Below are 22,600 nucleotides of genomic sequence, written 5' to 3' on the forward strand. Positions count from 1 at the left end.
GCAGGATGACTAGGAGCGAATTTGAAAAACTCATGATACAACAAAAAGACAAACTATTCAGGTTTGCCTTTAGCATACTAAAAGACAGCAACGATGCGCAAGATGCAGTTCAGGATGTGGTGCTGAAGTTGTGGAAAAACAGGCGCTTGCTCGATAATGCAAAAAACCTGGAAAGCTATTGTTTGAATGCGGTTAAAAACCTTTGTTTCGATGTGTTGCGAAAGCAAAAAAAACACCAAAACTATCTTCAGACAAACATTTCCGAACACATGGAAGAAACACGATTTGATACCATTGACTTTGTAGAAAAACTGAAACAGGAATTGCACCAACTTCCCGTTCAGCAACGAATGGCTATCGAATTAAAAGATTTCCAGGGAATGGAATATGAAGAGATAAGCGATATTATGGATCAAAGCGCAAACACCATACGCGTGCATGTTTCGAGAGGAAGAAAAAAATTATTTGAAATTTTTAAGGAGGAGTTAGCAAATGTGTAACAAGAAAACAAAACACTTTTCTGAAGAGGATTTCGATCTGAAAGATTTCAGCCAATCCGAAAATGATAATTCGGTTGAACAGGAGTTTATCCAATCGTACCAACAACTGAACGACCGGATAAATGAGGAAATTCCAAACTTTAATCCGTTCGAAAAATTAGAAGAACATAAAAAACAGCGTTTCTTACAAACAAAACGATTGTTTGCCTATGCTGCCTCAATTCTGTTAGTGGTGAGCCTGGTTTTTGTTGGTGTAAATCACACGCGCAATGAAAATCAGATCACATTAACAGAAAATGAGTTAGCTGAACTACAGGAAAATACCAAGCTGGCTTTGTGGCATTTTTCGAAAGAAATGAATGCCTGCCTTGCCAATCTTGAAAACGCAAAACGAATCAATGCTCCGTTAAGCGACGTTGAATCGTTGAGAAATTTGAATATTCAATTTGACAATCCAATTAAAGATCTTAAAATCAATTAATCATGAAATGAGCATGAAAGTGGGATCGCACCAATCGAAATAATCAGCTGTAAAATGCGAGTTCCATACAATGTCTTATTCACAAACATTTTAATCGTATGAAAACAAAATTCATCTTATTTTTTCTATTCATTAGTTTCTGCAGCTTGGCACAAAATGGCAACAAAAGTATCGATCAGGCCTTTAAACTAATCGACAGCCGCGAAGACATTTCGTACTTTGAAGTTACCAAAGACATGTTTAAAATGCTGTCGGAATCCCGGGATATCAGTCCCGAGTTTAAGGAATATATCAGCACGCTTCATCAACTGAAAATGATTCAACCAAGGGGTGAAAAACGCCAGGTGCTTGGCGAAGAGCTCTACAATAGCATGATGAACAATGTGAATCTGAAGGATTATACGCGGCTAATGACCCAACGAGACCAACGCTCTAAAATATCGTTCTACAAAAAGGATGGTAAAGATGAGAATGAGTTTCTTCTGGTAAGTACAAACATGATTATTTACATCACAGGCACACTCGACCTGCAGAATATCCAGCAGTTTGAGCAAATAATTGAAATAGCCGGAAGTGCTATGGGAATGTAGTTGAAACTCCCATTTGGAAGAACGAAAAGGATGTCACCTTTTGAGAAGATGACATCCTTTTTCTATTTACTACTGAATCAAAATCAAATTCTTCTCGCTCCGTAAAAGCATTTTATCGCCAACAAAAACCGGTACCGCTTTAACGGTTTCACCGATATCGTTTTCAGCAACTTTTTCAAACGTATCTCCGGGTTTTATAATCGTACAAAATCCTTTTACATTGATGAAGTAAATATTTCCACCGGCATAAATGGGTGATGAATTAAAGTTGCCTTTCAGTTTTTCTTTCCAGATTACTTTGCCGGTCATTGGATCCAGGCAAGTTACCATTCCGCGGTCGTGTACCATATACATTTTACCATCAACAATAAGCGGCGTTGGAATTTGAGGCACCTCATCTTCATACATCCACACCTGGTGGGTTTCAGTTACATTGCCTTCTCCTGTTGGATCGATTGCATACTGGCGGGTAAAATACGGGACTCCGTCGAGAAAAATCCAGCCGGAATTTACAAATACCAGGCCGTTGCAAAATAAAGGCTGACTTACGGTTGAGTCGTAACCATACTTAAACGACCAGACTACTTCTCCGCTAGTAACATCATGTGCAAAACACATGTAGGCCGAATTACTGATCAGCAAATCCCGGTTGCCCACAGTTATTACAATTGGCGTTTGGTACGACTTCCGGTAAACCGGCTCCAGTGTATCATAAATTTCTTTTGGGCGAACACTTTTCCAAATTGTTTCTCCGGTATTTTTATCCAGCGCAATTACATACGGATCTTCTGTTCCTTCCAGATGCACAATCAATTTATCATGGTAAATAATTGGCGACGAAGCCGGTCCCTGCATGTGTTTACATGGTAAATCATCTCGTTTCCAAATTACTTCAAAACTTTTGGTATCAACACAGGCCGTCCCAAAACTTCCGTAATGCACATAAACGTGTTCTTCATCAACACACGGAGTTGGCGTGGCATACGAGTTTGTTCCATGAATACGTTGCGGATCTTCTGCCGTAAATAAGGTTTGTTCATTCAGTAGTTTGCCGGTTTCCAAATCGAAACAAAACAGGTAAAATTCGTGGCCATCCTTTTCGGCTGACGTTACCCAAATCCGGCCATCATACACCACCGGCGACGACCAGCCCAATCCTTTTACGGGCACTTTCCAAACTATATTTTCAGTCTCGCTCCAGTGCAAGGGAGCAGTTTCAACATGAGCCTGTCCATCCATGTTCGAACCACGAAAATGGGTCCAGTTTTGTTGTTTATTTTGGCACGCTGCCAACACTAAAAAAAGGAAAACAAATACGGTGAAGTTGATTCTTTTGGTCATCATTTTAGGTAAAGTTTGTTACATCCAAAGTTAAATGAATTCTGGAATTTCAAAAATTTAATCTCTACCTTCACCGCTTTAATTTAAGATCGATAAAAATGACAAAACTGGCACTTTCTATACTCACTCTTATTTTAACGTTCAATGCTCTTTCTGCGCAGAATAACAGTGATGAAGAACTTACGATTCGGGTTCTAACTTTCAATATTCTTCACGGTGCAACGACCAAAGGCGATTTTGATTTGGATAAGATCGCATCGGTAATTCAAAACACAAATCCCGACCTGGTAGCACTGCAAGAAGTTGACTTTAAAACCAACCGCGCCCGCAACTACGACTTGGTTACCGAACTGGGCTGGCGCACTAAAATGGCGCCCTTATTTGGTATTGCCATGCCTTTTGACGGTGGCGGATACGGAGAAGGAATATTGACAAAGATGCCTATTCTCTCGAGCAAAAATGTACCGCTACCCCATTCACCCAACAACGAATCGCGGGCAGCACTTCAGGTATTGGTGCAACTGGAATCGGGCGACACCATCAGCTTTATCGGCACGCATTTGGAGCACCAGGAGACCAGCACAGACAGAATCGACCAGGTAAATACCATCAATGAAGTTTTTGCCTCATGTAAGTACCCGACAATTTTAGCCGGAGATTTAAATGCTACGCCCAACAGCCAACCAATTTCAATTCTAAAAGAATACTGGACAGCAAGCGACCAAAAAGGCGCAGTAACTTATCCTTCCAATGATCCTGAAATAAAGATCGATTACATATTTTTCAGGCCTGCCGACAAGTGGCAAGTTGTGGATACGGAAGTTATTTGCGATGAAATTGCATCCGACCACTGTGCCGTTTTATCCGTACTTAGATTGATAAAATAAGGGAAGATTCTTTCTCCTTACAAGGTATTTTCCTGTCCTGCCAACCTTTTCTCCTTTTCGGTGAATTTGATACCAAAACTTTCCAATTCGTCCAAAATTGGTTCATAAATATCGGGATGCGTTGGTATATAAACTCCACGGTGGTTGAGTTTATCGGTTAGAAACAATTTGGCTGCAACCGCGAGCGGTAAACCTACGGTTTTTGCCATGGCTGTTTTCTCTCCCGATTCTCCAATTACCACCAACGAGCTGTTCTTCTCCACTTTATCCTTAGTATCGCGATCCAGGTATTCAAACTTATGCCACATCACGATCATGTCTTTGTCGTCGGGCATCAATTGCCATTTTTCCGAAAGTAACTTTTCCATAACCTGGGCAGGCGTAGCACGTTTTAAGCCAATTTTTCGGTTATCAAAGATTCCCAACCACTCCAGCTTTGGAATGATTTCCGAATCCATTGGTATTTGCATCGAATGATACAGTTTCAGATCGACCGTTGCAGGATGGTAATACAAAAAGGAGTTGATAAACTCGCGGTAGGTCATGTCTTCCACATTGTCGATATAGTGATCGTCGCTGGTAGCTCCCAACTGCACAAACACATTCCATGCTTTACAAAAACCCGGTCGACGCAAAGTTCCCCGGAAAACAGTGGGAACCTCCTGCAATCCATATTTATCGATATAGCTCATCGAATCGCGGTTGGCATAGCCTTCAAACCAGCCGTAATCATCAATTTCAATCACCTCCGTTCTGCGAAATAAACGGTTGTACGGAATGTACTTTACCTTTCCTTTCTGGATAAATTTTGCAGGTCCGCCCTGCCCTGCCAACACCACATTTCGCGGATTCCAGCTAAACTTGTAGTGCCACGGATTATCATCCGATTCGGGCGCGACCAAACCTCCGGTAAACGATTCAAAAGCCTCCAACTGATGACCTTCCTGTTTAATCTGGTTGATCACACGCATGGCTGACATGTGATCGAGGCCGGGATCCAATCCGCACTCGTTTAAGAATAGCAGGCCTTTACTTTTCACCTCATCTTCAACCTGATGAATCTCTTTACTTTCGTAAGAAGCCGTAAACAAGCTTCTCGAATATTTCAGGCAAGATTGCATCACCAGTTTATGAAAGCGTGCAGGCAACATGGAAATTACCAGGTCGGCTTCGCGAACTTCCTGATCACGGGCAAATTCATCCCGCACATTTAATATCGCAAAAGCCAGTTTTAACGATTTTACCAATTCACTTTCTTCGGCGTCAACAACTTTTATGTGCCAGTGATATTTTGATGCACGTTCGGCCAGATAGGTGAGCAAAAATACGCTCGACCTACCGGCTCCAAAAATTAATATGTTTTTCATACTTTTTAGCTATTAGCTACGAGCCACGAGTTAACATGGACTGTCTATAAAGTTAAAATAGAAAATGATTGATGTACAAACTGAGATCGTTTTTATCAAAGCCCCCCCTAAATCCCCCAAAGGTGGACTTTCTCCTCCCCTTTGGGGAGGCCGGGTGGGGTCATTATTAAAAATTGAACACGTCATTTCTACTATTACTTTTTTGACACCTCGACTTATCTTTTAAACATTAAACTCAATTCCCTGAGCCAACGGAAGCTCTGTACTGTAATTTATTGTATTGGTTTGGCGACGCATGTAAACCTTCCAGGCATCGGAACCCGACTCGCGACCACCGCCTGTTTCTTTTTCGCCACCAAAAGCACCACCAATTTCAGCACCTGATGTTCCAATATTTACATTGGCGATTCCACAATCAGATCCTTCATGCGACAGGAATTTTTCGGTTTCCAATATATGTGTTGAGAAAATTGCCGATGATAATCCTTGTGGGACATCGTTGTGTAAACGAATGGCCTCATCAAATTCGGAATAACGAATCATGTATAACAATGGAGCAAAAGTTTCGTCCTGAACGATTTCGTAATGATTTTCCACTTCCGCAATAGCCGGAGTAACAAAACATCCTGATTCGTATCCTTCTCCCGAAAGCACTTCTCCGCCAATCAGCACATTTCCGCCTTCAGCTTTTACTTTCTCAATGGCGGCCAGGTAAGTATCCACAGCCCAACGATCAACCAGCGGACCAACCAGTGTTTTTTCATCCAGGGCATGACCAATTGGTAACTGCCCGTAAATGGCGACCAATCGGTTTTTAAAATCTTCGTAAACCGAATCGTGAACGATAATGCGGCGTGTGGAAGTACAACGCTGACCGCAAGTCCCCACTGCACCAAAAACAACCGCACGAAGCGCCATTTCCAGATCAGCTTCAGGAGTGATTATTATGGCATTGTTTCCGCCGAGTTCGAGGATGGTTTTCCCCAAACGCTGACCGACAAGACCGCCAACTTTCTTACCAATTTTTGTTGAGCCGGTAAACGACACCAGCGGAATATTTTTATCGCTGAAAAACTCGTCACCCAATTCGCGCGAACCAGCTGCGACCAGGTTCAAAACACCTTCAGGAATATCGTTTTCTTTTAAAACTTTAGCAACAATGTTGTGAACGGCAATGGCACATAAAAATACTTTTGATGAAGGCTTCCAGATTACCACATCACCCGCTACCAAAGCGATCATTGCATTCCATGCCCAAACAGCAACCGGAAAGTTAAAGGCTGAAACCACACCCACAATTCCAAGCGGATGATACTGGTCATACATGCGGTGCTTTTCCCGTTCCGAATGCATGGTGAAACCGTATAACTGGCGCGACTGACCAACAGCAAAATCGCAGATATCGATCATTTCCTGCACCTCGCCCAAACCTTCCTGGTAAATTTTACCCATTTCGTACGAAACCAATTTTCCGAGCGGCTCCTTGTATTTACGAAGTTCCAGGCCAATCTGGCGCACAATCTCACCGCGTTTTGGAGCCGGCACCATTCGCCACACTTTAAAAGCGTCTTTTGCTTTTTTCACCACCTCGTGGTAGTCGGCAGCAGTTGCCTGATTCACGCTTGCAATCAACTTTCCATCCGAAGGCGAAAACGATTCAACAACTGCACCGGAGGTTGTTTTCCATTCGGTTCCGGTGCAAACACCATTGTTAACTTCACTAATTCCTAACTGTTTTAATTCTTTTGAGATGTCAATTTTCATTGTACTATTTTTAGTTGTTTATAAATTCTACTTATTAAATTATCATCAACCCTTTGCCTATCGGCATTTCCCCTCAAAGGGAAAACTCTATCCTACAAGCGGGCAGATATATTCTTATCTTTTAAACCTTTTCCAAGACCATTGAAACTCCCTGACCAACGCCAACACACATGGTACAAAGCGCGAATTTTGAGTTTGAATTTTGCAGCTGATAAATTGCTGTGGTAATCAAACGCGCTCCAGACATTCCCAGCGGGTGTCCGAGTGCAATTGCTCCGCCTAACGGATTCACTCGCGGATCATCATCTGCCATTCCAAACTCACGGATGCAGGCCAGCGATTGAGCGGCGAATGCTTCATTTAATTCGATAATATCCATCTGGTTCAGACTCATTCCCAGTCGTTTCAAAAGCTTATTGGTCGCCGGTACCGGTCCAATTCCCATGGTACGAGGCGGCACTCCGGCAGCCTGAGTTCCCAAAATTCTGGCTTTCGGAGTAAGATTGAACTTCTTAACCGCAGCTTCCGAAGCTACAATTACAGCTGCTGCTCCGTCGTTAATGCCCGATGCATTGCCAGCGGTTACTGTAGTTCCCGGGCCATAAACAGTATTTAGCGTCGCCAGTTTTTCAAGCGAAGTCAGCCGCGGGTGTTCATCCATTTCAAAGATGATAGGATCTCCTTTTCGCTGCGGAATAGAAACCGGAATTATTTCCCGGGCCAGTGCCCCGTTTTGCTGAGCTTCAGCCGTTTTCAGCTGACTGTTGTGTGCAAAACGATCCTGATCTTCACGACTGATCTTAAATTCTGAGGCCAGATTCTCGGCCGTGCAAATCAATGGATCTGTCCCATACTTCTTCTTAAACTTTTCATTCACAAAACGCCAGCCGATGGTAGAATCATATATTTCTGCATTTCGGGAAAAAGCCTCTATAGCTTTTGGCATTACCAATGGCGATCGCGACATATTTTCGGCTCCGCCGGCAATCATCAGCTCCGCCTCTCCGGCTTTTATGGCGCGCGCTGCCATTCCGATGGCTTCCATCCCAGAAGAACACAAACGGTTTACTGTTACTCCCGGAACCGATTCCGGCATTCCTGCCAAAAGCAAAGCCATTCGGGCAATGTTTCGGTTGTCTTCTCCCGCCTGGTTCGCACATCCCATTAGCACATCATCAAACGCAGCCGGATCGATCTGATCGTTGCGTTCAAGCAAAGTCTTTATGGGAATGGCCGCCAGATCATCGGCCCGGATCGCCGACAGTGAACCTCCATATTTTCCAACCGGCGTGCGTATTGCATCGCAAATAAAAACATCATTCATAGTTATCTTTGTTTAGTTTTTCAATCCTTGGTTTAAATGTTGTGAACGCCCGGTGCAATCCTTCAGAGAGTTGGTCAATTTCCTTTTGTGTCATTACCGTTGAAAGCATACACGAAAAAGTGTTGATCATCAGCGTATTTTCTTTGTAATACATATAATCCAGCAATTCATTAACCAGCTTTTTGCCTTCTTTGTCCATATAGGCCTCGCGGTATGTTGTGGGCGGATCGGGGCGAAGATGCATCCGAAACATCGAACCGGCGCCGGTAACCGCAACCGGAACACCGGCTAATTTGATTGCTTCGCGAATCTGCTTAACGGCCACATCTGCAAGTAGATTTAGCTGCCTCACCGCTTCCGAATCATAATACTTCATGGCCTGATAACCGGCAGTCATGGTTATCGGATTTGCCGAGAATGTTCCGGAATAAGGTAACAGAAGATTCTTTTCGTGCGGATCGAAAACCTGCATCACATCTGCTCTTCCGGCAACAGCACCCACCGGGAATCCACCACCGATAATTTTCCCAAGCGAAGTAAGATCTGGTTTCACTGAATAATTCTCCTGTGCCCCGCCATAATTCACCCGAAAAGTTATCACCTCATCAAAAACCAGTAAAGCCTCGTTTTTCCTGGTCCAGCTGTAAAGCGCCTCTATAAAATCATTGTTACCGGGAACCAGACCTACCCGGTGAGGAACAGGATCGACGATAACACAGGCAATATCTGACGCATGTCTATCCAGAATATTCAGCGTTCGTTCAATGTTGTTGTACGGATAAATAACCACATCTTTGGTTACCGATTGTGGTGTTCCATGAGCAAGTGCAACACTGCTGGGCTGATCTTCCTTCCCCCAATTTGTTGGATCTGCCATTTGACTCACCTCCGCAAAATCGTAAGTACCATGATAGGCACCTTCGGCTTTTGCAATTTTTGGCCGGCCGGTAAATGCCCTCGAAGCTTTTATCATCGCCATTACCGCTTCGGTGCCCGAATTCATAAAACGAATACGCTCAAAACTTTGCACGCGTTCGATCAGGTGAGTGGCAAAAGCAACTTCAATTTCGGAAGCAAGCGTGTATGCTGTTCCTTTTTTTAGCTGTTCGATTACCGCATCAATAATCGGCGGAAATGAATGACCATGAATTAGTGCCGCCATGTTATTAGCAAAATCGGTACGCACTGTGCCGTCGATATCGGTGATGTAACAGCCCGAAGCACTGTTGGCATAATTCGGATAAGGCATCCGGAAAACTGTATTCCGGCTTACACCGCCACTTATAACCTGGCGCGCCTTGTTATAGATTTCTTCGCTATTTTCTTTTTTAGTCATCTTTCTGCCCTTAATGATTTATTCCTGATGCAATGTTGCTTCGGTATGTTTTTGCAAAAATTCAAAACTCACTCCGGGAGCTAGTTCCCTCACAAAAAGCTGTTTATCTCTGACATCAATTATCGCGTAATTGGTATAGATTCGACTCACCACATTTTTTCCCGTTAAAGGATAAGTACACTGTTTTACAATTTTCGATTCGTCGGTTTTGGTCGTGTGTTTTGTGATCACATAAATGGTTTTCACACCGGCCACCAAATCCATGGCACCTCCCACTGCGGGAATATCATTTGGATTTCCGGTAGACCAATTGGCCAAATCGCCTTCTTCCGAAACCTGGTAAGCTCCCAACACACATACATCGATGTGGCCGCCGCGAATCATCGCAAAACTGTCGGCATGATGAAAATAAGCTGCGCCGGGAATCGCTGTGACGTATTTTTTGCCTGCATTCACCAGCTCCGGATCTTCACTACCAACTTCAGCGACTTTTCCCATACCAAGCAGACCATTTTCGGTATGATAGATCACTTCGCGACCTTCAGGAATAAATCCGGCTACCATTTCAGGAATGCCAATCCCTAGATTTACATACGCACCATCATGAATATCCATGGCAACTTTTTGCGCCATTTCGCCGGTGCTCCAACCTATAATTTTATTGTCTGATTCCATGGTATTTTTCATTTTCGGCAACTAGTTTCGATTCATCAGCCGGATTGGAAATTTCTACTACCCGATGAACAAAAATTCCCGGTGTTACTACATGTTCCGGATCAATAGTTCCAAGCTCAACAACCTGTTTGGCTTGAACGATGGTAGTTTTTGCAGCCATACACATTACCGGCCCAAAATTTCGGGCTGTTTTGTTATAAATGAGGTTGCCGTACTTATCGGCAGCTGCACATTTCACCAAAGCAAAATCGGCTTGAATAGCTTCTTCCATAACATATTGCCGGCCATTAAACTCACGAACTTCTTTGCCTTCTGCCAATGGAGTATTTACTGTTGCAGGTGTATAAAATGCCGGAACTCCTGCGCCGCCTGCACGAATGCGTTCGGCTAACGTTCCCTGTGGCACCAGTACCAGTTCGATTTCGCCGGCCCGGTACAACTCGGGAAAAACAACTGAAATAGCCGTACGCGGAAAAGAGCAGAGAATCTTTTTTACCTGTCGGTTTTCGATAAGTGCGGCCAAACCAACATGTCCACTCCCAGCGTTATTACTTACAACGGTTAGGTCTTTCGCTCCCTGATCGACCAATGCGTGGATAAGCTCCACCGGACTACCGGCCTCACCAAAACCACTGATCATTACGGTTGCTCCGTCAAAAATTCCGGCAACCGCTTCTTTTGCCGAACTCACGATCTTGTTAATCATGGTTTGCCATTTTTAACGATTCTTTTTTCAAAGCCTCTTCCAGTCTGCCCTCGATTTCTTCCAGTTCTTCTTCGTAAAAGTATTTTTCAGCCTTGTATGGCTTTAACTTTTCTATCGTGTTTTCCTGCTCGTCGTACTTGGCAAAATATACGCGGTCCATCCACTCCATGTTCCGGGCTTCGTTGAATTTGAGGACGAACACTTTTTCGCCATCAATCTCGGTTGTTCCCATTAATGAAGTTTTTCCGGCAGAGGAAGTCATGGTGATATAGCGCGACGGACGATTTATCGACGCCAGACTACGATACACCTTATTGAATACTTTTGTGATGTCGGCCAATGGAGCTGTAAAATGATGATGCTCGCCTGTTGGCCGTGCGTAGTACATGGAATGCAACCCGACTCCAACCATGGCAAGTACATTGCCCAAATCGATCCAGTTTTGTGCCGAGCGATCCACATCCACTTTCCCATTTTCATCCTTATACAAACTAATGGTGTTCATAATCGGACTTTGGCTCTTCACTTTAATGCCGTATTTTTTTAGTCGCTGAATGGCGGCAATTGCCCCAGGATTCAGGATTTCACGCGGTGTTGATGTATGTGACATCCAAACTACCTGAATACCATTTTCAACGGTCATTCTCAGCAATTCCAGTATTTCTTTGAACTGATCGGTCAGCAAATGCTCAGGATGAAAAGTGATAGCCCGTGAGCCGATTCGTAGCGTACGGATATGCAAAAGCTCGTCATCTTCCAGAATTGGTGTGAGGTATTCTTTTAAACGCCTGTAAGAAATGTAACCCGCATCTCCACCTGTAATTAATATGTCGGTGACTTCTTTGTGCTTTTTCAGGTACTTGTGCACCTGGCTTATATCGTGCTGCACAAACATGTCTTCGTCGCCACGAACTTGCGCATGCCGGAAACAATAAGTGCAAAAAGCAAAACAGTTTTGTGTTCCGGCATCCAAAATCAATTTTATTGGCGGGTACTTGTGCTGGCTTCCTTCCAGAATTTCTATTTGCCCCTCTTCGTTAAAAAAGAAAGGTTTGTTTAGTTTCTGTTTCCCGTCGTGCGGATTGGTTTTTAACTGGTATGCTTCAACAACTTTTCGTCTTTCTTCGTCGCTGTCGGCGTCCAGGTATTTCTGTACATCCGCTTTGTTAATCATATCAGGCTGCGGAAATACGAGGTAATAATTCGGATCATTTTTATAGTCGCTCCAATCAATGGTATTCAGGATATGTTTGGTAGCCATAAAACGGTACACCTCCAGGAAAAACTCGCGTTCTTTTATGTTGTCGAGCTCTACTCCATTTCCTATTAGCACCTGTAAAATTTCGCGAAAACCGTTTAATCCGGAGTAATGTGTTTTTCCTTTAAAAAGTGGGTCCTTTTGTTTTGAAAATTGGGAATACTGAGGATAACATTTTTGTAAACGCCGAACTAAACCGGCAGGCAAAAGTTCCTCGTTATTAATGGTTTGTACTGTTTCGGGCGTAAAATCGTAAGCACGCATCATTTCTGCAATATTCAATGACTCCTTCGTACTAATCATCTCTTTTGATATTAAAAGTTCATATTGAAAATTTCATAATACACACAATAGCACAGACACAGTTGTATACGAACCATGCAGTACGGCTGTTCCGCTTCATTCCGAATCCGTCTTATCGACACACCGATTTGAAAGGAATTAATACAGTAAAAAACATTGACAAGCGTCAATAAGAGTTATGGAATAAAAATAACTGCGGTTGCAGCTAATGTGAAACCGTATCATCATCTAGGCACTCCGGCATGCCTAGATAGAAAAATACAGGACATGAATACGATTGTACCATGTGCACAATTTATAAAAATTTGAGTCAGAAGTCCATGATTTTTACCATAATTTATAAAAATGGTAGATATCATCTTTTGTTCAGTAAATTTTTAGCAACTTAAGGGGCTGAAAAAAAGAAGTTTATTGCATCAATTAAAAATCCATTTTTTTTGATCAGGACAATAAATTCAGGTAAAAACCAGGGTGAAAATTATCGAACGAATTCTTATAATTTTCGTTTGAATAATTGGAAACAAACAGAAAGCAGAAAAAATGAAACGAGCATGAAAAAGACTGTCAGAAATAGGCATTATAACTATCATGCGAGTTCCATCTTATGCCTTAAAAAAACAATTTTAATACGATGAAAGTACTATTACTTGGCGCCGGGATGGTGGCCAAACCACTTACCGATTATATTCTTGACAACCAAATAGAATTAACCATTGCCAGCCGCACTATTGCAAAAGCCGAAAAATTAATAAGAAACCGAGCCAACGGCAAAGCGCTGCAATGGACCACCGATGATCTTACTCAACTTGATCAGCTAATTGCATCTCACGATTTAACCGTAAGTCTGCTGCCTTATGCGTATCACGTAACAGTTGCCAAATTGTGTATACAACACAAAAGAAACATGGTAACCACATCGTATGTATCGGAAGAAATGAAAGCTTTAGATGCAGAAGCGAAAAAAGCCGGTATTATTATTCTGAACGAAATCGGTGTTGATCCCGGATTCGACCATATGACTGCCATGCGAATAATCGACAAGGTGAAAGTCAAAGGTGGCAAGATTAAAGAATTTTACTCGTTGTGCGGTGCGCTGGCAGCACCCGAAGAAACCAACAATCCGTTTAAATATAAATTCTCATGGTCGCCTAAAGGTGTGATTATGGCCGGGAACAACGGAGCAAAATATTTAAAAGGAGGAGAAATTGTTGAGCTGCCAACAGAAGATCTTTTTAAAAATCCATTAAAAATTGATTTCCCTGAAGTTGGGGAAATGGAGGTTTATCCAAATCGCGACTCGCTGGCGTATATCGATATCTACGGATTAAAAAATGTTACTACCATGTACCGCGGAACTTTCCGTTACCCAAACTGGTGCGAAATAATGGATGCCATAAAAACGCTTGGATTGGTTACATACGACAAACAAAGTTTTGCAGGAAAAACCTACAAAAAAATCATGGCTCGCCAGCTGGATGTTTATCCGGCCAACATTAAAGAAAAAGCTGCTGAGCGCCTACGGCTGCCAATCGACAGCCCGGCAATTTTAGCAATGGAATGGTTGGGGCTTTTCAGCGATTATATGGTTGCAATGGACGAAGGCTCAAACTTTGACATGGTGACCGACCTGATGCTCAAAAAAATGATGTTGCCCGAAGGTGCCCGCGATATGGTTATTATGCTTCACTCATTTTTGGTCGAAAATGCCGACGGAAGCATTGAAGTTATTAAATCGCGACTGCTTGATTTTGCCACTAAAGAAGATACATCGATTGCGAGAACGGTTGGATTACCCGCTGCAATTGCGGTTAAAATGATTCTGGACGAAAAAATCACGGATAAAGGCGTTCAAATTCCCGTTTTGAAAAGTATTTATGAGCCCATTTTAACAGAACTGGAGAATCTCGGCATTGCCATGAAAGAAGAATGGGGATTGGCTGATTCGGCAAAAATCAACATCTGAACGTCAACCACAATTTTTTACGTCAGCGGAAAATCTGTTTTATGAAAATACTTCATTTATTTTTCAGCCTATTTGCATTGCTCTCGATTTGCGGTTGTAGCACTAAAACAAAAACTCAAAACGCTTTCGAAAATATTCGCCCAGTTGTTGACACTGTTGGCTTTGCCCATCTCGACTGGCAAATGGATTCTATCGTTTCGAGAATCTCAACTCAGTTTGGTGACAAGTTAGCAGACGCAGCTCAGCCTGAAAATACAGTTTGGCGTACCGCAATCTGCCCACACGACGACTATGCTTATGCCGGCTGGTTGTTCCCGTCTGTACTGAAAAATCTAAAAGCAAAAACGCTGATCATCTTTGGAGTTGCACACAAAGCCCGCAATTTCAAGCTCGAAAACCAGCTTGTATTCGATAGTTTTGATGCCTGGCACGGACTGTATGGAAATGTAAAAGTTTCTTCTATACGCGAGCAGTTAATGGAAAAAATGCCGGAAGAGTTTTATGTGGTTCACGACAGCATGCAGCTTGTTGAGCAATCAGTTGAGTCGATGATTCCATTTCTACAACACCAAAACAAAGAAACAGAGATCGTAAGCGTGCTTGTTCCCTACATGGAAAAAGATAGAATGAACAGCATTGCAGAATCATTTGCAGCGGCGTTAAAAGATATTACGAACAATCAGCAATTAAAATGGGGAGAAGATATTGCTTTGCTGATAACAACTGACGCTGTACATTATGGCTGCGAAGAATGGGGTGGCAATAATTACGCCCGCTTTGGCTGCGATAGTGTTGGCTACGCAAAAGCGATAACCTACGAACAAGAAATTATAGCGAACTGCTTTACCGGAGAGCTTAAAGACGACAAAACCGATCAGTTCATTAATTACACCGTTCAGGAAGATAATTTTAAGGAATACAAATGGACCTGGTGTGGCAGATATTCGGTTCCGATGGGATTAAAAGTGGCCGACCGGTTTCAGCAGCTTACCAATTCTACTCCGCTTGAAGGGATTCCGCTGGCTTACGAAACTACAATCAGTCATCCGGAAATACCGGTTAAGGATTTAGGAATGGGAAAAACAGCTGTTGCCACCACTAAACACTGGGTGGGATTGGCTGCCATTGGTTTTAAATAATGAATATTTCTCAAAAAAAACAGCTTAAGAAGTAAGCACAAATTCAACTAATTTATTCCGTTCATTCAGCATGAACAGACAAAGCGGCTCCAACAGTTCCGGCATAGAACACAACTATTTCGGCAAGTTCGTCACCTTCATTCACTCCAAAGTGCCAGGTTCCAACCACTTCCGAAAGCACATCGCCGGTTTTCATTTTTAATGTGTCGCTTTTTTCTGTTATCACAGTCAGTTCGCCTGCAAGAAGAATTCCGGCATTAATCACCTCATGCTTGTGTAAGTCAAGTTGAGAATGAGGGGGAATACTTACTTTCAATATTGATATCTCCGGTTTTCCTTCAGGATAAGACGGAAGTTCGCTACCATCCCAGCTTTGTGTGGTCTGTAATAAAGTTTCCACTTTCAGCTCATCGGTTTCAGATTCCAACTGAATACAGGAAAGAAGAATAGCCAGCAAGAATAACAGGATTAATGTTCTTTTCATAAGAGTAATTTGTGAGTTAGATAATAGATTTAAACGTCCAACTCCAAATATAGTCATCCTGTTTTAGATTTATGTAAAGTCTAAATCAATTATTTTTGAGTAACTACTTTCCAATTGTCGGTGCGGAACGGAAGTGCCGGCAAACCTGCGCTGTTTACCAGGTTACAATCCGGATTATTTGCCCAGGCATAACGCACAGCAACCGGATTTTTAACTTCTTTGGCACTTATAATTACTTCATCTCCAACAATTTTTGCATCAGCCCAATAAAAGTTATGGTCTTCGCCGGCCACTGCAAAACCAGTAACCGATTCACCATCCGAAGTAGACAAACCATCAGCAATTTCAGCAAATTGAATCCTGATATCGTTGCCTTCAATGGTATAATCTTTCATAACCGGCCCCGAGGCCTGAACATCCATGTCATAAACCAGCTTTTCAGCCACAGCCGCCAAACGGTTTCCAACGTCGGTTTTATTGGTGGGGTGAATATTATTTGTTTCTCCAAGCTCTACTATACAAGCCATTCCGGTATTTGGCAACTGCAGTGTTTTTGTTTGCGATTCGCGCATTACGGCCCATTTCCCGTCAGTAGGCTCGCTATCTTTTTCCATATAATTGGGCAACTGCACCCACAAAAACGGCAAAAATCCTTGCTGCCATCGTATGCGCCAATCGTTAATCATCAGCGGTAAAAGCTTTCTGTAATCGTAAGCCATATTTTCGTTTGCTTCACCCTGATACCAAATAAATCCAGCTAAACTATAAGGCACCACCGGATTGATCATCGCGTTGTACAAATAAGATGGGTAGTACTGAAAATTATGAATCGTCGGAATAGCCGGCTCGAGGTCCTTTTTGTATTTCCACTCTCCTGTAAGACTGATTTTATTTTTTCCATTACTCAGAAAAATCTCTTCTGCGGGAGGATAAATTCCTCCCCCGCCCCATAAAGCAGCCATTCGGAATGCAATTGTATTTTTACCTTTTTTTACCAATTCTGCGGGAATTTGGTAATCGTGAGCAAGGTTGGAATTCCATTGTGTTTTACAGATTTCGGCCCCGTTGAAATACAACGAATAGTTCATTTCCGGATGACCAAGATTCAATGTCAATTCCTTGCCAACAAACTGTGCATCCAGCTCAATCGTTTTTCGCAACCAAATCATTCCCTCATAGAATTCGGTCTCCCACTCGTTAACATTGCCAGGTACCGTTACTGTTGTCCAATCATTATCATTAAAATCATGTTTCGGAATCATAGTGTCCGTACCATTTTTTGGATTGTAAACGATATCCCAGAACTTGATCAAATCAAGACTATCTTTTCCAAAATGATCTTCAGTAACCGTATCATTCTGCAATACTTTATTTCGCATAACCGGTTCCGAAAGCAACATCTCGCGGCTGGTCCATGCTTCAACCGGTGTTCCGCCCCAACTGCTCTGTAAAATTCCGATCGGGACATTAGTGGTTTGTTGCAATTTTTTGGCAAAATAATAGGCCACTGCCGAAGCTTCTTTTACACTGGTTGAATCACAAACTTTCCATGCTGTTTCCAGTGTATTATCCAGCGGAGTAATACTTATATCGTGAGGCACATTAAACAGACGAATTTGCGAATTGAAAGCAATTGGAATCTCTTCATCTGCGCCATCAGCCTGCTGCACCTGCCACTCCATATTCGATTGCCCAGATGCAAACCACACATCTCCAATCAGCACATCCTGAAAAACAACTTCAGCTTCTTCATTTTCATCTTCGTAAATTTTCATCTCATAAGGACCACCGGCTTCCATTTTTGCAAAATGTACCATCCATTTTCCATCTTCATCAGTAGTAGTTGATACTTCCTGACCGGCAAAGTCTAAAGTTAGATCGGCTCCGGGTGTTGCCCTTCCCCAAACAGGAATTGGGTTTTCGCGTTGCAATATCATATGATCGCTAAAAACATATGGAAGCGACACTTGTGCTTGTAGAGAAATTGATAAAATCAGAAGGGTTAAAAGTCCAGTAAGTTCTTTAATTCTAAATACCATATCATGCTTATTGTAGAAACTACAACAAACATACAAAATTTAGGCAATTGCAAACAGGCAACGAAGTTTTTTGTATTTTCCCCAATTAATTTCTACCTCATGGAAACAAGCAAAAAGATTTATATTTTCTTGATCCTTATCACAATTGTTGTGGTTTGTATTTATGCTCAGTCAATTATTATCCCGTTTATATTGGCCATTCTGTTTTGGTTTCTTATCCGGGTAATAAAAAAATTACTCGTTAAAGTAAAATTCATTGGCCGCATGCCCAAATGGATCATCACCCTGTTTTCTGCATTGGTATTGATTGGCTTTTTGACACTGGCCGTTACGATGATTTCGAAAAACATTAAAACGCTTTCGACTACCTTACCGGTGTACGAAGCCAACGTAAATAAAATAGCCCAGCAGATCAGCCAGCAATTTGATATCGACCTAATGAATATGGCCGGAAATTTTGCTAAAGACCTGAACTTCGGAAGTATTCTTTCTTCGTTGTTGAGCACGTTAACCGGACTGTTTGGTAACGCCTTCACGGTGTTGCTTTATCTTCTGTTCTTGCTGTTGGAAGAGCCGATTTTTCCCAAAAAGCTGAAAGCCATGTACCCTGACAAGGAACGTCATGAGCATGTAAAAAAACTGGTTGATAAAATTGATCACTCCATTGGGAACTATGTGGCACTGAAAACCCTGACCAGTCTCCTAACCGGTTTTCTGAGTTATTTTGCCTTGCTTTTTATTGGTATCGATGCTCCGGTTTTCTGGGCGTTTCTCATTTTTGTACTCAACTTTATACCAACTATCGGATCGCTTATTGCCACTGCGTTCCCGGCTATATTCGCCATTTTACAGTTTGGCGAAATCACTCCCGGAATTTTGGTACTATCAATTGTCGGGACCATCCAAATGGTAGTTGGAAACTTCATTGAGCCAAAACTAATGGGAAACACGCTAAACATCAGCCCACTGGTTGTATTTCTAACACTGGCCATTTGGGGTGTAATCTGGGGAATTTCAGGCATGTTATTAAGCGTACCAATTACTGTTATACTAATTATTATAATGTCGGAATTTCCAGGCACGCGACCATTTGCCATATTATTAAGCCAACGCGGCACCATTAACGAATAAAATCTGTTTTTAGAAAATGAGACAACCACTTGTAGCTCCAAAAACCGGAGACTCTGATCCGGAATTGCAACAACTTATAGAATTTTACGAAGAAACGCTTGGTTTCTGCCCTAACAGCGTAAAAACCATGCATCACCGGCCGCGAATTGCCTATGCTTTTATCGAAATGAATAAGGCTGTGATGGAAAACAAAGGACGGGTTACCAGCGCGCTAAAACGAATGATCGCCTATATTAGCAGCAATGCTGCGGGTTGTCGTTATTGCCAGGCACACGCCATACGAGCTGCAGAACGTTACGGTGCCGAACAGGAAAAACTCGACAATATTTGGGACTATAAAACACACGCAGCATTCTCTGAAGCCGAACGTGCGGCACTGGATTTTGCATTTGCAGCATCCATTATTCCAAATAGTGTTGATGACCAAATTTCCGAAAATTTAAGAGCTTATTGGGATGAAGGTGAGATCGTGGAAATTACCGGAGTGGTTGCTTTATTTGGCTACCTCAACCGTTGGAACGACTCGATGGGAACCGAAATTGAGGACGGAGCTAAAGAATCGGGCGAAAAGTTATTAAGCCGAAAAGGCTGGAATACCGGAAAACACTCTTATTGACCAACCGGTCTCAGACCTGTCATCTGTCAACAAATTTTTCCGTTTGTTTTTCCAACTTTGTACTTCTAAATTTCTGGAGAATGAAAACATTAGCAGCGTTAAAACCACAGCCTCTTTTTAACTATTTTGAAGCCATTTGTCAGGTGCCACGGCCATCGAAAAAAGAGGAAAAAATAAGACAGTATTTACTTGATTTTGCCGAGCAGAATAAGCTTGAAGCAACCACCGATAAAATTGGAAATGTTGTAATTAAAAAGCCTACGAGCAAAGGAATGGAGCAGGCGCCAACCGTTATTCTGCAAACGCACATGGACATGGTTTGCGAAAAGAATTCGGACAAAGAATTTGATTTTGACAATGATGCCATTGAGCCCGTAATTGTTGATGGTTGGGTAAAAGCCAAGGGAACAACATTGGGTGCCGACTGCGGAATTGGTATTGCAGCCCAATTGGCAGTACTGACTTCAAAAGAGCTAAAACACGGCCCAATTGAATGTTTGATAACAGTGGATGAAGAAACCGGATTGACCGGTGCTTTTAACCTGCAACCCGGCTTTTTATCGGGTTCGGTTTTACTGAACCTCGACTCGGAAGACGAAGGCGAACTGTTTATCGGTTGTGCCGGTGGAATTGACACACTGGCTACTTTTGATTACCAGCAGGAAGAGACAGATAAAAACTCAATAGCTATAAAAGTTTCAGTTAGCGGACTTTTGGGTGGCCACTCAGGAGACGATATTCACAAAAACCGTGGAAATGCCAACAAAATCCTCAACCGCTTTTTGTGGAACTGGAACGAGGATTTTAAAATCCGCCTCGCCGATTTTAACGGAGGAAATTTACGTAATGCCATCGCCCGCGAAGCTTTTGGCATTATCACAGTTCCGGCCGATAAACAAGATGAAGTGCTGGCTTCATTCAACAAAATGGCAGCTTCGATAAAAGCTGAATTTCAGTATGCTGAGCCAAAACTGGAAATCAGTTGCACAGAAACTGAACTACCGGCTTTTGTTGTTGATTCCGATACGCAGAACAAACTTTTAAATGCAGTGTATGCTTGTCCGCATGGTGTTTTGGAAATGAGTTCGCGCATGGAAGATATGGTTGAAACCTCAACCAACCTGGCTTCGGTAAAATTTACCAACGACAATAAAATAGTGGTAACCACCAGTCAGCGCAGCGAAATTGAAGGACGTAAATATTATGCCGCCGAAACCGTCAAAGCAGTTTTCAACCTTGCCGGAGCAACAGTTAAACACAGCGACGGTTATCCGGGCTGGACACCAAATCCGAATTCTGACATTTTAAAAACTACTGTTGATTCTTACAAAAAACTGTTTGGAGTTGAGCCGGTTGTTCGCTCGATTCATGCAGGATTGGAGTGCGGACTTTTCCTTGAAAAATACCCGCACCTCGACATGGTTTCTTTCGGGCCAACTATTCGCGGGGCTCATTCACCCGATGAAAGATTGGACATTTCAGCAACCGAAAAATTCTGGCAACACCTGGTTGATGTACTCGAAAATATTAAATAGACTTCAAGAAAAAAGAGCTTCAAATGAAGCTCCTTTTTTATTCTTTATTAAAATAAAATGATCGTAATGCAATTTTGGTTCCTAAGCTTTCAGAATTATTCCGCTCCACAATCCGGATCTGCAGCGTGTGCTTTCTGCTTTTCAATTCTTTATCCAGCGTAAAACCTTTTAATGTTGCTTCTGCATTTTTAGAAGATGCATCCAGCTCAAACCAGGGCTGTCCGTCAAGGCTGTATTCAATAATACCAGAAGTATTGTCGGAGTATACCAATATGCCAATTGCAGTTCCTTTAAACCGGAATTTGATGATTTCACCGGGAAATTTTCCTTGCAACACCTTTTCTTCCAAAACGCTTGTCATTTCCCAGCCTTTAATTGGCTTTGGCGGATCGGGAGAAATAAAAACCGGGTTTGGAAAATCCTTCCCGTCAACCAAAGTTGTTACATTCTGGTCGGTTTGTGCCAATGTAGTCAGGCACATTGTCAGCATTAAAAAGATTCCTGCTATTCGCATGATTCAGATTTTTTGAAAAGCTGAAGGTAAGAATTTCAATCCTTCCATTCAACTTTTTCCTTCCAGTCGCGGCGTCCCGGCGAAGGAAAATCCATCATTACCTGCCCAACGTAAAAGAAGCCCAAACTTTTTTGATTGTTTTCCAGTTCAAGCAATCCATCAAACAACTCGATAAAACCCGGTGTTGCCCAAAAGGCTGCCAAATCCATTTCGGTGGCAGTTAACCACATATTTTGCACGGCCATTGATACCGCGGCAATTTCTTCCCATTCCGGCAAACGACCGGCCGAATCGGGCTGTAAAATTACAGCAATAGCAACGGGCACACGCTCAATTGTTGATGCAAACTTTTCGATTTTCTCTGACGCAACCGGGTAACCTTCTTTTTGCTTTTCAAGTAACAAAGTCCTCGCATCAGCGGCCAGTTTGACTTTGGCTTCGCCACGGTAAACTTTAAAACGCCAGGGTTCCGTTTTTTTATGATTTGGTGCCCAGTTGGCACTTCTCAACAACTCCTCAATGGAGCCGTTTGGCAAGTCTTTTTTTGCAAATAAACGGGGAGGTGTCGCTCTTCGGTTTTTTATAATTTCTATAACTGACATGTTATTTTTCTAAAAAGATTAGTTTTTAGAAAAACACAGCATCAC

Annotated in this window: 21 protein-coding genes; 9 read left to right on the top strand and 12 right to left on the bottom strand. The window is 42.5% G+C overall.

Annotated elements, in window-relative coordinates; translation table 11 throughout:
- Window positions 1-32: 32 nt before the first annotated feature.
- The 3 genes from G4420_RS17845 (at window position 33) to G4420_RS17855 (ending at window position 1,571) form a co-directional block, all read left to right on the top strand.
- Complete coding sequence (locus tag G4420_RS17845) at window positions 33-500, top strand: RNA polymerase sigma factor (protein WP_163325307.1); 468 nt, start codon at window positions 33-35, stop codon at window positions 498-500.
- Window positions 493-981 carry a hypothetical protein gene (locus tag G4420_RS17850; protein ID WP_163325308.1) on the top strand — a complete coding sequence of 163 codons (489 nt, stop codon included), beginning with the start codon at window positions 493-495 and terminating at the stop codon, window positions 979-981. Before G4420_RS17845 ends, G4420_RS17850 begins: the two co-directional genes overlap by 8 nt.
- A 98-nt stretch (window positions 982-1,079) precedes the next feature.
- Entirely contained in the window at window positions 1,080-1,571 is a 492-nt protein-coding gene (locus G4420_RS17855; protein WP_163325309.1) for a DUF4252 domain-containing protein, read from the top strand.
- A gap of 69 nt (window positions 1,572-1,640) precedes the next feature.
- Here G4420_RS17855 and G4420_RS17860 read toward each other — a convergent pair whose 3' ends face one another.
- The gene (locus tag G4420_RS17860; RefSeq protein WP_163325310.1) at window positions 1,641-2,915 is read right to left on the bottom strand and encodes an outer membrane protein assembly factor BamB family protein; all 1,275 of its coding nucleotides are present in this window, start codon (window positions 2,913-2,915) and stop codon (window positions 1,641-1,643) included.
- 95 nt (window positions 2,916-3,010) lie between these two features.
- Between G4420_RS17860 and G4420_RS17865 the strand changes: the two genes are divergently transcribed.
- Window positions 3,011-3,799: an endonuclease/exonuclease/phosphatase family protein gene (locus G4420_RS17865; protein ID WP_204273736.1), complete on the top strand. Its 789-nt coding sequence runs from the start codon at window positions 3,011-3,013 to the stop codon at window positions 3,797-3,799.
- A gap of 17 nt (window positions 3,800-3,816) precedes the next feature.
- Here the strand turns inward: G4420_RS17865 and G4420_RS17870 are convergent, their stop codons facing one another.
- The 7 genes from G4420_RS17870 to G4420_RS17900 all read right to left on the bottom strand — a co-directional run bounded on the left by G4420_RS17870 (window position 3,817) and on the right by G4420_RS17900 (window position 12,532).
- A complete protein-coding gene (locus G4420_RS17870) occupies window positions 3,817-5,166 on the bottom strand; it encodes a saccharopine dehydrogenase C-terminal domain-containing protein (RefSeq protein ID WP_163325311.1) in 1,350 nt (449 codons plus the stop codon).
- A gap of 222 nt (window positions 5,167-5,388) precedes the next feature.
- Window positions 5,389-6,930 (bottom strand): L-piperidine-6-carboxylate dehydrogenase, encoded by a 1,542-nt coding sequence (amaB, locus tag G4420_RS17875; protein ID WP_163325312.1) that lies wholly within the window; start codon window positions 6,928-6,930, stop codon window positions 5,389-5,391.
- A 121-nt stretch (window positions 6,931-7,051) separates the two neighbouring features.
- Window positions 7,052-8,254: a 3-oxoadipyl-CoA thiolase gene (gene pcaF / locus G4420_RS17880; protein WP_163325313.1), complete on the bottom strand. Its 1,203-nt coding sequence runs from the start codon at window positions 8,252-8,254 to the stop codon at window positions 7,052-7,054.
- On the bottom strand, window positions 8,247-9,590 hold the full coding sequence (locus tag G4420_RS17885) for an aspartate aminotransferase family protein (RefSeq protein WP_163325314.1): 1,344 nt from the start codon (window positions 9,588-9,590) through the stop codon (window positions 8,247-8,249). The genes pcaF and G4420_RS17885 overlap by 8 nt, the downstream gene beginning before the upstream one ends.
- Before the next feature lie 18 nt (window positions 9,591-9,608).
- On the bottom strand, window positions 9,609-10,277 hold the full coding sequence (locus G4420_RS17890) for a 3-oxoacid CoA-transferase subunit B (protein WP_163325315.1): 669 nt from the start codon (window positions 10,275-10,277) through the stop codon (window positions 9,609-9,611).
- Complete coding sequence (locus G4420_RS17895) at window positions 10,249-10,971, bottom strand: 3-oxoacid CoA-transferase subunit A (protein WP_163325316.1); 723 nt, start codon at window positions 10,969-10,971, stop codon at window positions 10,249-10,251. Before G4420_RS17895 ends, G4420_RS17890 begins: the two co-directional genes overlap by 29 nt.
- A complete protein-coding gene (locus G4420_RS17900; RefSeq protein ID WP_204273737.1) occupies window positions 10,964-12,532 on the bottom strand; it encodes a hypothetical protein in 1,569 nt (522 codons plus the stop codon). Before G4420_RS17900 ends, G4420_RS17895 begins: the two co-directional genes overlap by 8 nt.
- A 631-nt stretch (window positions 12,533-13,163) precedes the next feature.
- Here G4420_RS17900 and G4420_RS17905 point away from each other — a divergent pair.
- Both G4420_RS17905 and amrB read left to right on the top strand, forming a co-directional pair.
- Window positions 13,164-14,495 carry a saccharopine dehydrogenase C-terminal domain-containing protein gene (locus tag G4420_RS17905; RefSeq protein WP_163325317.1) on the top strand — a complete coding sequence of 444 codons (1,332 nt, stop codon included), beginning with the start codon at window positions 13,164-13,166 and terminating at the stop codon, window positions 14,493-14,495.
- Window positions 14,496-14,536: 41 nt separating this feature from the next.
- The gene (gene amrB, locus G4420_RS17910; RefSeq protein ID WP_163325318.1) at window positions 14,537-15,634 is read left to right on the top strand and encodes an AmmeMemoRadiSam system protein B; all 1,098 of its coding nucleotides are present in this window, start codon (window positions 14,537-14,539) and stop codon (window positions 15,632-15,634) included.
- Window positions 15,635-15,695: 61 nt separating this feature from the next.
- On the opposite strand, the gene G4420_RS17915 is transcribed toward amrB, so the two are convergent.
- Both G4420_RS17915 and G4420_RS17920 read right to left on the bottom strand, forming a co-directional pair.
- Entirely contained in the window at window positions 15,696-16,118 is a 423-nt protein-coding gene (locus tag G4420_RS17915; RefSeq protein ID WP_163325319.1) for a cupin domain-containing protein, read from the bottom strand.
- An 89-nt stretch (window positions 16,119-16,207) separates the two neighbouring features.
- Complete coding sequence (locus G4420_RS17920; RefSeq protein ID WP_163325320.1) at window positions 16,208-18,157, bottom strand: sialate O-acetylesterase; 1,950 nt, start codon at window positions 18,155-18,157, stop codon at window positions 16,208-16,210.
- Between the two features lie 99 nt (window positions 18,158-18,256).
- Here G4420_RS17920 and G4420_RS17925 point away from each other — a divergent pair, with 99 nt between their 5' ends.
- The 3 genes from G4420_RS17925 to G4420_RS17935 all read left to right on the top strand — a co-directional run bounded on the left by G4420_RS17925 (window position 18,257) and on the right by G4420_RS17935 (window position 21,439).
- Entirely contained in the window at window positions 18,257-19,288 is a 1,032-nt protein-coding gene (locus tag G4420_RS17925; protein ID WP_163325321.1) for an AI-2E family transporter, read from the top strand.
- Window positions 19,289-19,304: 16 nt separating this feature from the next.
- Window positions 19,305-19,904, top strand: a complete 600-nt coding sequence (locus G4420_RS17930) for a carboxymuconolactone decarboxylase family protein (RefSeq protein ID WP_163325322.1) — start codon at window positions 19,305-19,307, stop codon at window positions 19,902-19,904.
- An 80-nt stretch (window positions 19,905-19,984) separates the two neighbouring features.
- Window positions 19,985-21,439 (top strand): aminoacyl-histidine dipeptidase, encoded by a 1,455-nt coding sequence (locus G4420_RS17935; RefSeq protein WP_163325323.1) that lies wholly within the window; start codon window positions 19,985-19,987, stop codon window positions 21,437-21,439.
- A gap of 37 nt (window positions 21,440-21,476) precedes the next feature.
- On the opposite strand, the gene G4420_RS17940 is transcribed toward G4420_RS17935, so the two are convergent.
- Both G4420_RS17940 and G4420_RS17945 read right to left on the bottom strand, forming a co-directional pair.
- On the bottom strand, window positions 21,477-21,953 hold the full coding sequence (locus G4420_RS17940; RefSeq protein ID WP_163325324.1) for a hypothetical protein: 477 nt from the start codon (window positions 21,951-21,953) through the stop codon (window positions 21,477-21,479).
- Window positions 21,954-21,988: 35 nt separating this feature from the next.
- Window positions 21,989-22,555 carry a nitroreductase family protein gene (locus G4420_RS17945; RefSeq protein WP_163325325.1) on the bottom strand — a complete coding sequence of 189 codons (567 nt, stop codon included), beginning with the start codon at window positions 22,553-22,555 and terminating at the stop codon, window positions 21,989-21,991.
- Between the last annotated feature and the right edge of the window lie 45 nt (window positions 22,556-22,600).

It is taken from the genome of Draconibacterium mangrovi, assembly GCF_010586825.1.
GTDB classification, from domain to species: domain Bacteria; phylum Bacteroidota; class Bacteroidia; order Bacteroidales; family Prolixibacteraceae; genus Draconibacterium; species Draconibacterium mangrovi.